The following is a 12,535-nucleotide window of genomic DNA, read 5'->3' on the forward strand; positions in this document are numbered from 1 at the left end:
CTCTGATACAAGGGCTAATTTAAAGCCTAAATTATAATCGCGTTGGGTACGTTTTACTCTTTTGGTTTCTTTGTTTTTCATAATAAGTCGATTTTGTGTCAACTTATTTCAGGACGTGACAAAGCCATAAAAAAAGCCTTAATGAAATTCATTAAGGCTTTTTTTATGCTTATCCATTCTTTTAGTTAAGCAGTATTTTTTTTGCTAAAGTTTTTCCGTTTGCTAATTGAAGTTGAAGGATATAAATTCCTTTATTAGAGTTTTGAAGTGAAACACCTTGTTTTAAAACTTCTGCTTTAATAGTTGTTTTCGCTTCTACTATTTTTCCAAGTATGTTGTATATTTTTAGGTGTTTTACAGTTTCAGTTAGGCCTTCAATATATAACATATTGTTAGAGTCCACTCGAATAACAGTTTCTTTTAAATCATTATCTATAACAGAAAGTGAGGTTTGACTATTAAAATTTAATTTAAATCGTGTGGCATCTTCACCAGCTTCTGCAGTAAAAACATAATCGCTATCTCTTAAATTATGATTTACATTTTCCAAGGCATCGTAAAGATAAATTTCCTGAGAATCTCCAATATTATCTAATTCTTTAATACTTATAGTGTAGGTGTAATTAGCATCGCTATTTAACACTAATCCTACTTGTTTATCTGTTTGTATTTCGGCGAAAGCCTGAATAACCATTTTATCGTTTTGTAAAAGAGAAGCTAAGTCATTAGAGAAAAAGTTACTCATTTGTGCATCGTAACCATAATCGTAACCGTCTGTAGTTTGGTCGCTGAATCCTAATACTAACTCTCTACTCAAATTATCTGAAGCAGAAAACTCTAATTTAATGATTTGAAAATCGATTGATTGCCTTTCAGAATCGTTGTTGTTAAGTTGCTGTAATAGGTTGTTTTGTTTTGTTTGTGCATTAATAGTAGTACTATTTACTAATAGTGCAATTAAAATTAGGCTTTGTAGGTAGGTTAAGATTTTCATATTAATAAATTTTAATAATTTAGGGATACATTAAATATGAGGGATGGTTACTATTCTTGTTTGGGAGTATGAAGATAAAAACAAAATTGACAAACACCTTTTAAAAGCGTATTTTTTCGACGAAACGCATTTAAAAAGTAATTTTTCTTACAGAAATAAAATTTAGCGAAAAAAAAACCTCAGTAAATTACTGAGGTTTTTTTAGATATTTTTTTTTAATGATTTACTTTAAAGTTATCTTTTTACTAATAGTTGTTCCATTATCTAAATTCAACTCTACAATATATAGTCCAGAACTAAGTGCTTTTAATGGTTGTCCGTTTTCAAAAGCATGACTATCCATAGCGCCAAATTGCTGTACAGTTTGACCTAACATATTTACAATTTTTAAATCATTTATATGAGTTGTTAAGCCTTTAATATATAAGCTATGCTCTTGATTATTGGCATAGATTAATGTGCTATTTATTTCGTTTTCAAATTCGTTAACAGAAAGTAAATTCGCGTTAGTGAATACTAATTTAAATCTCGAAGAGTCGTCAGTAGCTTCAGATGTAAAGTTATATTTATCTACTGCTATCAAATCATGGTATATAGACTCTTGCGTGTCTAACAAATAAATGTTTTGAGAACTATCTATATTTTCAGTTTCTAGTAAACGAATGGAATAATCTAAATTGCCATCGGCATTAAACACTAAATCTATAACTTTATCTTCTTCTATTTGAGAATACGCTTGAATAATCATTTTATCGTCTTCTAAAGCTAAGGCTAAATCATTTGGATTAAATACGTCCATTCTTGCATCGTAACCATAATCAAAACCTTCTGTAGTTTGATCGCTAAATCCTAAAATTAATTCTCTGTTTAAATTACTAGACGTAATAAACTGTAGTTTTATTTTTTGGAATTCAATAGTGCTGTTTGCTTCATTAGTATTTACAGAAGCTTCTGTATTTTGATTAGTAGTTCTAAAAAACACAGATTCACCTAAATCTTCTCGTTTAAATACACGTTGCCCATTATTAAACTCAATGTCTCCATTGGCAACAATTTCGGTCATAAATCCTTGTCCAACAGGTATAAAACGTGTTGGTGTTTTAGTACCATCTTGCGACCCATTGTTTGCTCCATCCAAGCCTACAAATTGATAAGCTCTTACTTTTCCTAATTTATTTAGTGTTGCATAACCACCTTCATACTCATCCAAATAGTGGCTCTCTCCAGCCCATTGCTCCCACAGGTAAATTGCTCCTCCACTAACTGATGCGTTATCGTCTATAAACGTATGTGCATCTATTGCAGAAGGATAAGGGTTTCCTACTAAATATTCGGTTTTAGTAGAACCTCCAACAGATCCTGGTCCTCCAGTGTCTGTAGCATCTATTAGTATTGTTCCGTTATTAGGTTTTCCTTCAAATACATATTGGAAGTCTCCTCCTCCAAGGCCTGTTCCTTTTTGAGAATAACCAACTCCCACAGGAATAGATGTACTAGGTGTAATTTGATCCCAATGGTAATAGCTTACTCCACTTTGATAAATATATAACCAACGAGTACTTAATGTTGCTGGTGTTGTTGCAGGAGGACTAAAGCTACTTGTAAACTGTATATTTCCTGAAGCTTCCTTTAACATATTTAATCTATAACTAGTATTATTGGTATTATTAAATGCTGAATTGTTATCACTTAAACTACTTGCAGCTGTTGTACCAATTGGAGAACTCCAATAGTTATACCTAAAAACATTACTTAATCCTTCTTGTCTTCTTAATATTTTTCCTGTTGAAGAAGTGACTAAATCACTTGTTTCGTTTTGCACTAATTGAGAATCATTTTGCAAATCTAGAGTACCATTAAGTTCTAGATACCAAGTATTGCCAATCTCATTATTTCCATTAACCCTAAGTCTTTTATTAGGCTCTACAATTAATCCTAAATGTGTGTGACTAGCATTAGTAGTAATATTATCGTTAATTTTAACAATAGCCCAATCTTTATTATTAGCAACATCCTCAATATCCCAAACATTACCATGTAACCATGTGTTTTGGTTTGTCCATGCACCATTATTTGAAGTTTCGTAAGGCATTGGAGCTGTCTGCTCTTGTAAGGTAGTAATGTTAAATAATTTTGCAACATTGCCATTACCAGAATGATCTTCGGTTTGCGAAGTCACTATATTAGTCATAGGATAATAGGCTCTTAAATCTGACCAAGCTACTTTTGTTCCAGAAGCATTATCTTTAATATCTTTTGGTAAAACAACACCTTTTACATCTGCTCCGTTTTGCTCAATTTCTTGATACACCATTTGTTGAATTTGCTCGCTAGTTAAAGCTTTTCTAAACACTCTAACTTCGTCTATTGCTCCATCAAAATGATTATTCATTGCTGTTCCATCTCTGTTAAAAATTGCACCAATTGTAAAGTCTATACCTGAAACACTTCTAAATTCAGAATTTGGTACATTTTGTGTTTTTTCAAGCTTACCATTTACATATAAATTAACTGTAGAACCATTGTAGGTTGCGGTTACATGAGCCCATTCGTTACGAGGTAGTAATCGGTCTGAGGTTGCTACTAACCTTAGAGCATTACCTCTATAAATTACTAAACATAGTTTAGCATGAGTAGCATTACCTCCTCTTGCTTCTACAGCAACGCCACGTCTTGCTGCATTACCTCCTCCTCCAAAAGCTCTTCCCATTATAGCACGATCTCCTGTAGTAACATCCATTTTCACCCAAGCAGACATGGTAAAACTCTCGTTTCTAAAATCCATTATATCACCAGATCTTACAACATCATCTACTCCATCAAAATCTAAAGTTGCGTTGGGTATAAACACATCTAATCCATCTCTATAATCCAAATCACCACCTAATGTTAAATCGCCATCTGTATCTGGTAAAATAGACAAATCATTTGGATCGTTAATCTCATCGTTTGAATCGTAAGGATCGTTATTATTTGACCCTTCAAACGTATTAGATAAACCATCGTTATCTGTATCTGTAGCAGAGGCAGTGTTTGCCATTCCGTTTTCTCTAATATCAGGAATTCCGTCTGCGTCTGAATCTGTATCTAAGTAATCTGGTGTTGAATCTCCATCTGTATCTTCAGGAATAATTCCGGTTCCATAATTTGTATATAATCCTCTTAAGGCTCCAGTAGTATGCACAGATCCACTTGGTGCTGCATAAGTTGTTGTTGGTTGCCCTTCAATATTATCTGGTATTCCGTCATTATCCACATCAATATCAATTTGTGGCGTACATCTAAAACTGTAGGCAAAAGAGTCTATTCCATGAGGATCGTGAGTTGAGGATGCTAAATTCCCTGCAACAGCTATATGCCTAATCATAACCTGACTTACCACATCGTCTGTAACAAAGCCAATTGTGTTTTCTCTATTTTGACCAGCTTGCACAGAACCTTTAAATACACCATCAGCATCAAATAAATCGATATTACCAACGGCATCATCTCCAATATAATTATCACTAAAATAGGCTATAAGATTTCCATCTGCATAGACTTCGTAATTCATTGTTGCACCATCATTATTGGTATCAAAAATATCTACAAAGTCAAAACTAAAAGAAGCCACAGGCTCAGTAAAATTAATAGTTGCTGTGTAGTAGTCTCCTGTTCGATTTCCAACTTCTGGATATATATAAACACCACTAGATGGTCCAGAACCAGAAGTAAAGCCTCCTGCAGTTGTTACTCTAAATTGATGAATCTCATAGGATCTATAGGAATAATTGTGCTCGTAAGTTAACGTACCGTTTGCAAAAGTACCAACACTACTAGTTGCACTACCTGGAATTGATGAACTCGCAGGAAAGGAGAAGTCTGTTAAACCATTTAAAACAGTTAATGGCTGACCTTTACTTAATACTTTTTGTTGAAATCCGGACTCTTGGTATCCTAATCCATTAGTATTAGAAGCAATGGTATAAACATGATATCCATTTTTAGTCCAAATAATATTATCACTTTGTGGAGATGCAGCGCCTGCAATGACAGGACATTCTGTGGTATCCAGAAGGCCATCATTATCATCATCTACATCAAAAAAATCTTTAACAGTATCGTTATCCGAATCTACTGTTTGAGAGAAAGTTTGAATTGGAATTACAAATAAGAGTGTACACAAAAGTGCAGCACAAAATACATTTGAGGTTTTCATAGGTTAAGGTTTTAATTTGGGCAATAGCATTTACCTGTCTGGGAACAAAGTAAAATAACATTGTTGAAATTTATATTTTATTCCCTTATCTCAATCTAAAAAATAGACTAAACGTCATTTTTATCGATTAAGTGAACAAATATACTCTTATTTTTTAATTAACCAAATAAATTAATTAGATGATTTTGAATTTGTTAGAAATAATTATTAGAAAATTCTATCAAAAAAATTAATTTATTTGGTGTTATAATTCGAATCTATTAGTAAACTAGTGTTATTCGACTATATCAACACTAATTTTTATGATCTTCAATCACTTCGTCATTTCTATATTTACAGCAGGCATGAATACTATTATAAGCTTCATCTGTTGCTTTAATTTCTTTGGTATCATGTCCTACCGAAGCAATACTTTTACTAATAGCCTCTAAATTTGTTTTACGTTCGTCGTAAATTAATTTTAATTCGTGAGTCTTTACATTCCAAATGGCGCTTTTAACTCCTTTAGTTTTAATTGAAGCTTTCTCAATTCGATCTTTACACATTAAGCACACACCATCTACTTCTAAAGATGCTCTTGCATTTTTATTTTGAGCAAATGTTAATGAAGTAAATAATAGAACTAATACAAATAATACATTTTTCATGAGTTTTAATTTTAAATTTTTAATTAATTTTATATCGTAATCCTGTATAGTACATACTACCAAATATTGGTCCATATACAAACGTAGTATCAAAATTTGAGCCAAAAGGATTATCTGCTCCTAAAATTGGGTTATCCTGTCTCACGTTAGTTATATTTTCTCCTCCTACATATATTTCAAATTTATCTGAAAACACTTTAGTAATTTGTGCATTAAAGGTGCCTAATGTTGGTGTTTTCTCTGGTAATTGATACTGTATTGAATTGCTTTGTGTTGAAGCATAACGTTGAGCGCTTAACCAATTATAGGTAACATCAAACTTCCATTGTTTAGCTTCTCCTTCAGGCTTATGAGTTTCAAAAGAAGCATTTGCAAATATACGATGTTTTGGTGTTAATGGTTTTTCGAGCTTACCAGATACATAATCTGTTTTAACATCATAAAGCTTATATGCCATACGAATATCGAAATGATTAAAGGGTTCGTAATTAATTTCTGTTTGAAAACTATTAGCAAAACTATCACCTTCTAAATTATAAAAATTTAATTCCTGAGGGTTTTCCCAATCTACAACTATTTCGTTTTTAAAGTCTGTTCTGTAAAAATCTACAGCGACATCTCCTCGTCTTCCAAAAAGATTAAAGCCTTGTAAAAAAGAGACACCATAGTTCCAGGCTATTTCTGGATCTAAACCGTAAATATCTCCATTAGTATTTAAAATATTTATTGTTCTAGATGTTGCAAAAATGTTTTGATTTTCTGCAAAAATATTGGCTGTTCTTTTTCCTCTTCCAAACGAAAATCGCAATGCCGATTTTTCCCAAGGCGTATATCTTGCATGCAATCTTGGTGTTACAAAGGTCCCTAATCTATTATGATTATCTACACGCAAACCAGCTGTAACATTTAGGTTATCTAAATTATCAAAGGCATATTCAAAAAAAGCACCTACAGAATTATCTGTACGTTTATAATTGTTTAAAATCACGGCTTCATCATACCTATCGTAAGTAAAGCTTAATCCTGTTTTTATTTTATGTCTAGAGTCACTTATTATGGAGTTGTATATTACATTAGAATAGATACTATTGTGGTCTATATCGTATGTATTTAAGCCAAAATATGAGTCTTGTTGGTGGTTACTATAAGCAAACTGAAATCCAACACTTTGCCATGGAATTTCTGGATTAACGTAACCTAATTTTCCAGAAATATCAAAACGCTTGGTATTGATTTCGCTTCCCCAATTATTAGTTGTTAGCTTATCTGTTTTAGGATCAAAGTCTAATTCGCCAGTTTGTTTTTCATCATTTAAATATCTAACATTAAAAAAGCTTACAAAGCCTTTTTCTGGATTGGTATATTGCCAACGATTCATAACATTTATTTGGTTGTATTTGGGCATGTCTAAAAATCCATCGTTGTTTACATCGTGCTCTTTATTATGCGTATTTCCGTGTAGATACAAACCTGTACTCCATTTATCAGACACTTTTGTATTTATATGCGTATTTAACTCTAATCGTTCATTGCTTCCTGCATAAAAGTTAACGAATAACTTATCGTCTGTAGTTGGTTTTTGAAGTTCTGCATTTATTTGTCCTGCAATACTTTCGTAACCATTTACTACGCTTCCTGCACCTTTTGTAATTTGTATGCTTTCTACCCAAGTTCCTGGTGTAAAGCTTAAGCCATAAGCTTGTGCTGCACCTCTTACAGTTGGAATGTTTTCCATAGCGATTAATATGTATGGACTTGTTAATCCTAACATTTTTATTTGGCGTGTACCAGTAACAGCATCTGCAAAGTTCACATCGATGGATGGATTAGTTTCAAAACTTTCTGAGAGATTACAACAGGCTGCTTTAAGTAATTCTTCGCTACTCACAAAGAGCGTGTTTTCGGCATTTAGATAGGATTTTGTGGTTGCTTTTTTACGAGACACCACAGTCACTTCATCTAAGCTACTTGTAGGTTTTAGAGTGTGAGTAATGGCTTTGTTACTACTAATATTTAAAGTATCTGATTTAAAACCTACATAACTAATCACAAGCTTTTTATAATCTTCTTTATAGGGTAAAGCAAACTTACCATCAAAATCGGTTACAGTTCCTATAGTTGTATTTAACCAATATACGTTAGCTCCTGCTAATTCTACTGTATCGTTATCAGTAGTTTCTTCTAATATCTGACCTTTAATCTCTTCTTGAGAAAACATTAAAAAAGGTATTAATAATAGGATATATAGTGCTGATTTCATATTAATTGTAGGTATTAATTAACATTATAACAGCCATAACAATCATTATACTGTTTTCAATAAAGGTTGCTTTAGTCATTGGCAATTTTAAGGCTGTACCTAAACAGGCACACTGTATAGCTTTTTTGTCTAATAGTGTTTTGGTAACACCATAAGTGGTAATTCCTAAAATTATTAGAGTGACAATTAATGCTAAAGGAATTTGAATACGCATTAAAAACAATAGTCCAAGTGCTAATTCTATAAAAGGATAGACAAATCCATAGGCTGGAATTGCTTTGGCTAAAGGATCGTACATTTTAAAGGACTCTGGAAAACCCTTTAAATCTAAAAACTTAAAAAAGCTAAAAACCACATAAAATAGTCCCATATAATCAAACATAAATCCATTAAAATCCCATGGTTTATAGTTTAACAATACTGAAGCTCCTGTTATAAAAAACAAGATAAGAAAGAGTGGGAATAATTGTTGCATTACCGTTTTTTCTTCCTCTGGCTCAACAGATGAAAAAACGTTTTTTTCTTCCTTTTCAGAAAGCGTATATTTTTCTGGTAATGCCTCTTGTAAGGCTTTAGTTTTAACATGTTGAGACATTTCTAAAGTAACTTCAGAAGCATCAAGATTTACTGTTGCGTTAGTAATGTTTGGTAAAGCTTTTAAATGTTTTTCTACGGAAGCTTTACAATTATTACAGGTCATGCCTGTAACTGTATAAGTGTGTAACATAATATATTATTTAATAACTATTTTAAAAAAATTTCGCTTAAGCGAAGGGTGTGTTTAAAAAAATAATTATCAAATAATAAAAACAGCGTCTAAAAGCTGTATATCTTCAACTAAATTGGGTGGTGAATAATTTTTATGAGGTATAATCTGTTCTGATAAGCCTTCAAAAAGATTAATATAGGAATACGCAAAACTGGTGATAAACAGTTGCTGTTCTGTATCTAAGTCGTTAAAAACAAGAGTTTCTAGTTTGCTTTGTTCTTTTAAGACTTCAATCTCTTCTTTACAACATGATTTAAGAATCTTGGTTTTAGAGTCCTTAGACACAACCTCCTCTTCGCAGCCTTCAACAGTAGTAAAGTAAGCAACATCTACTAAAGTATCTCCACAAAAATGCTTTTCTACAGTTATAGAAATTGTAGAAAACAAGACTATTAAAGCCATGAGTGAAGAAATACCTTTATGTAATATAATTTTTATCACAATTACAAAAGTAAATAATTATACTCACTCTAAGCTCATTTTAAAAAATTATTAACTTTTTAACCTCTGATAATAAAATGCTGGCAATAAAAGGATTAAAAGTAAAGGCTGAATTAAAAAGCGTCTAATATTAAAAAAGATATAATAATGTTCTTGTTGAGGATTTAAAACAAAGTATAAATACAACGCTATAAGTATTACAAAAGCTAACACGTAAACTAAAGCCGAAAACTTTACAATACTTTTATCTTTAAAAAAGGCATAAAGTATTGCTATAGAAAGTAAAGAATTTAATACATATCTTAAAGACGTGTAGCTAACCAATTTTAAAACTTCGCGTCTTGGAGAATCTATATATAAATAATCGTTTTTAAAAAATAAAAGGTAAGGATCGTAAAACAATTCGTTCTCAAAAAACCGAATTGCTACAAGTGCTAAAAACAGTAAAAAAATCCATAAATATTTTAAATATTTAGTCATTCTTTTTATTTAATTTAGAGAATCTATTTACCCAAAACATCCAAAGCAAAAACACCATACCATAAATAATTGCTGGAAAAACAACAGTATGCAAAAACTCGCGCCTCCAAGGATAATGGTATAAACCAACAGAAAGTATTACAATCCTAAATAAATTTACTATATAAATTAACACGCTACCAGATAAAATATAAAAAATAGTTGTTTTTAATTTGCCTCTAAATGCAATGATAAAAGACAAAAACAAAATAATGATACTAATTGCATTACAACCCTCAATCACTCTTGCTATGTATTTTCCTCTTACCACCAATTTCATCGATGGCTCATCAGGATGAGGCATTACAGCTGTATTGTAACCAATGGTTTCGAGCAAATTTTGACTTTGTTGCGCGACAAGATTTGTAAAATAGTCTGGATAATACTTAGAGCCATCACTATAATCTAAATATAACTTATACGAAAAAATTAACACGCCATACACCATCAAAAATGTGATGATAAAACGAATTACAGATTTATATTTTAAAATTAATTCTTTCAATTAAATGGTTTATTTTAGTTAAAAATAATAAAAACTAAAGGCTGAAATTACAGCTTTTTAAATACATTTACGAAAAATTTTTAGCTCATGATTTTTGAAAGCCTCAAACCTCAAATAGAAACTATTATTAGCCAGGCTGATACAGCTATTAACGACCGTTTACTAAAAATATGCGACGTGTTAGAAAAAAACATAACACATTACAATTGGGTTGGTTTCTATTTTAAAAATGGCAATAAAAACGAATTAAAACTTGGACCTTACGTTGGTGAACCAACAGACCACACAATAATCCCTTTTGGTAAAGGTATTTGCGGACAAGTTGCTGTGAGTAATAAAAATTTTGTGGTTCCAGACGTAACAGCACAAGACAATTACATTGCTTGCAGTATAACTGTAAAGGCAGAAATTGTAATCCCGATTTTTGTAAATGGAGAAAATATTGGACAAATAGATATAGACTCTAATACTCCAGATCCATTTACAGAAAAAGATGAGCGCTTTTTAGAGTTTGTTTGCAGTCAAGTGTCCAAAATACTTTAGTTGTTAATAACTAGCGCTTTTAGTTAAAAAGTAGCACTTTTTTTTAGTCTCTAAAAAATGTCAATTTGCTACATTTGTATGCTTATTAACACAACTACTAATGAGCAATAACAAAACAATTAAATCTGCATTAATTTCGGTATTTAGCAAAGAGGGTTTAGAACCAATTGTTAAAGAACTAGATAAACAAGGCGTTACTATTTATTCTACTGGTGGCACCGAAAAATTTATAACTGATTTAGGCATAAATGTCGTTCCTGTTGAAGACATAACTTCTTATCCTTCTATTTTAGGTGGACGCGTAAAAACATTACATCCAAAAGTGTTTGGAGGTATTTTAAACCGACAAAATAACGAAGGTGACGTTGCAGAACTTGCAGAATATAACATACCGCAAATAGATGTTGTTATTGTAGATTTATACCCTTTTGAAAAAACCGTAGCCTCTGGAGCCAGCAACCAAGATATTATTGAGAAAATAGATATTGGTGGTATTTCACTTATACGTGCAGCAGCAAAAAATTATGCCGATGTTATTTGCGTATCGTCTGTCGATGATTACTCTGAGTTTTTAGAGTTAATTACAGACAAAAAAGGAAATTTATCTGAAAACGACAGAAAACATTTTGCTGCCAAAGCCTTTAATGTCTCTTCTCATTACGATTCGGCTATATTTAATTATTTTAATACCAATCATGATATTGCTGCATTGAAAGTTTCTGAAACTAATGGTAAAGTATTACGCTATGGCGAAAACCCTCATCAAAAAGGCTTTTTCTTTGGTGATTTTGATGCTATATTTACGCAATTACACGGCAAAGAATTAAGTTACAACAACCTTTTAGATGTTGATGCAGCAGTAAATTTAATGCACGAATTTAAAGGCGAAGCACCAACTTTTGCCATTTTAAAACACAATAACGCTTGTGGTTTTGCACAGCGAAACACAGTACACCAAGCCTATACAGATGCTTTAGCTGGTGATCCAGTTTCTGCTTTTGGAGGCGTTTTAATTGCTAATTCTGAAATTGATTTGGCTACAGCCGAAGAGATTCACAAACTATTTTGTGAGGTTGTAATTGCACCTTCGTTTACAACTGAAGCTGAAGCAGTTTTAAAAGGAAAAAAGAATCGAATTTTATTAGTGCTTAAAGATGCAGAACTTGCTCAATCTTCAGTAAGAACATGCTTAAATGGTGTGTTAGTTCAAGATAGAAATAATAAAACGGACCAAAAAGAAGATCTTAAAACAGCAACAACCAAAGCAGCTACAAACGAGGAATTAGATGATTTAATTTTTGCATCCAAAATTTGCAAACACACCAAATCTAATACTATCGTTTTAGTAAAAAACAAGCAACTTTGTGCTAGTGGAACAGGACAAACAAGCCGTGTAGATGCTTTAAACCAAGCCATACATAAAGCACAATCGTTTAAATTTGATTTAAAAGGAAGCGTTATGGCTAGTGATGCCTTTTTCCCATTTCCGGACTGTGTGGAAATTGCAGACAAAGCAGGAATTACTGCAGTAATCCAACCAGGAGGCTCAATTAAAGACCAACTAAGCATTGATTATTGTAATGCTAACAATATGGCAATGGTGTTTACTGGCACTCGTCATTTTAAGCATTAAATCCTAAGAAATTGGGAATCATATTT

General features: G+C 32.0%; 10 protein-coding genes. 2 read left to right on the forward strand and 8 right to left on the reverse strand.

Annotated elements, in window-relative coordinates; all coding sequences use genetic code 11:
- Window positions 1-181: 181 nt before the first annotated feature.
- The 8 genes from ACVC5O_RS00555 to xrtF all read right to left on the reverse strand — a co-directional run bounded on the left by ACVC5O_RS00555 (window position 182) and on the right by xrtF (window position 10,333).
- Window positions 182-994 (reverse strand): T9SS type A sorting domain-containing protein, encoded by an 813-nt coding sequence (locus tag ACVC5O_RS00555; RefSeq protein ID WP_452219507.1) that lies wholly within the window; start codon window positions 992-994, stop codon window positions 182-184.
- A gap of 223 nt (window positions 995-1,217) precedes the next feature.
- A complete protein-coding gene (locus ACVC5O_RS00560; protein ID WP_452219508.1) occupies window positions 1,218-5,192 on the reverse strand; it encodes a LamG-like jellyroll fold domain-containing protein in 3,975 nt (1,324 codons plus the stop codon).
- A gap of 293 nt (window positions 5,193-5,485) precedes the next feature.
- Window positions 5,486-5,839: a heavy-metal-associated domain-containing protein gene (locus ACVC5O_RS00565; protein WP_452219509.1), complete on the reverse strand. Its 354-nt coding sequence runs from the start codon at window positions 5,837-5,839 to the stop codon at window positions 5,486-5,488.
- 19 nt (window positions 5,840-5,858) lie between these two features.
- Complete coding sequence (locus ACVC5O_RS00570; RefSeq protein WP_452219510.1) at window positions 5,859-8,099, reverse strand: TonB-dependent receptor; 2,241 nt, start codon at window positions 8,097-8,099, stop codon at window positions 5,859-5,861.
- 1 nt (window position 8,100) lies between these two features.
- The gene (locus ACVC5O_RS00575) at window positions 8,101-8,826 is read right to left on the reverse strand and encodes a heavy-metal-associated domain-containing protein (protein WP_452219511.1); all 726 of its coding nucleotides are present in this window, start codon (window positions 8,824-8,826) and stop codon (window positions 8,101-8,103) included.
- A 69-nt stretch (window positions 8,827-8,895) separates the two neighbouring features.
- Window positions 8,896-9,309 carry an HYC_CC_PP family protein gene (locus tag ACVC5O_RS00580; protein WP_452219512.1) on the reverse strand — a complete coding sequence of 138 codons (414 nt, stop codon included), beginning with the start codon at window positions 9,307-9,309 and terminating at the stop codon, window positions 8,896-8,898.
- A gap of 51 nt (window positions 9,310-9,360) precedes the next feature.
- Window positions 9,361-9,789 (reverse strand): exosortase F system-associated membrane protein, encoded by a 429-nt coding sequence (locus ACVC5O_RS00585; RefSeq protein WP_452219513.1) that lies wholly within the window; start codon window positions 9,787-9,789, stop codon window positions 9,361-9,363.
- Window positions 9,782-10,333 (reverse strand): exosortase family protein XrtF, encoded by a 552-nt coding sequence (gene xrtF / locus ACVC5O_RS00590; RefSeq protein ID WP_452219514.1) that lies wholly within the window; start codon window positions 10,331-10,333, stop codon window positions 9,782-9,784. The genes ACVC5O_RS00585 and xrtF overlap by 8 nt, the downstream gene beginning before the upstream one ends.
- Window positions 10,334-10,420: 87 nt before the next feature.
- On the opposite strand from xrtF, the gene ACVC5O_RS00595 reads away from it, so the two are divergent.
- Window positions 10,421-10,876, forward strand: a complete 456-nt coding sequence (locus ACVC5O_RS00595) for a GAF domain-containing protein (RefSeq protein WP_452219515.1) — start codon at window positions 10,421-10,423, stop codon at window positions 10,874-10,876.
- 100 nt (window positions 10,877-10,976) lie between these two features.
- The gene (gene purH / locus ACVC5O_RS00600) at window positions 10,977-12,509 is read left to right on the forward strand and encodes a bifunctional phosphoribosylaminoimidazolecarboxamide formyltransferase/IMP cyclohydrolase (protein WP_452219516.1); all 1,533 of its coding nucleotides are present in this window, start codon (window positions 10,977-10,979) and stop codon (window positions 12,507-12,509) included.
- Window positions 12,510-12,535: the final 26 nt, after the last annotated feature.

Source organism: Lacinutrix salivirga (genome assembly GCF_053604675.1).

Coding starts and splice junctions, on each gene's coding strand:
- ACVC5O_RS00585 (WP_452219513.1), bottom strand. CDS start 9,789: ATGACTAAATATTTAAAATATTTATGGATTTTTTTACTGTTTTTAGCA.
- ACVC5O_RS00565 (WP_452219509.1), bottom strand. CDS start 5,839: ATGAAAAATGTATTATTTGTATTAGTTCTATTATTTACTTCATTAACA.
- ACVC5O_RS00555 (WP_452219507.1), bottom strand. CDS start 994: ATGAAAATCTTAACCTACCTACAAAGCCTAATTTTAATTGCACTATTA.
- ACVC5O_RS00595 (WP_452219515.1), top strand. CDS start 10,421: ATGATTTTTGAAAGCCTCAAACCTCAAATAGAAACTATTATTAGCCAG.
- ACVC5O_RS00560 (WP_452219508.1), bottom strand. CDS start 5,192: ATGAAAACCTCAAATGTATTTTGTGCTGCACTTTTGTGTACACTCTTA.
- purH (WP_452219516.1), top strand. CDS start 10,977: ATGAGCAATAACAAAACAATTAAATCTGCATTAATTTCGGTATTTAGC.
- ACVC5O_RS00575 (WP_452219511.1), bottom strand. CDS start 8,826: ATGTTACACACTTATACAGTTACAGGCATGACCTGTAATAATTGTAAA.
- ACVC5O_RS00570 (WP_452219510.1), bottom strand. CDS start 8,099: ATGAAATCAGCACTATATATCCTATTATTAATACCTTTTTTAATGTTT.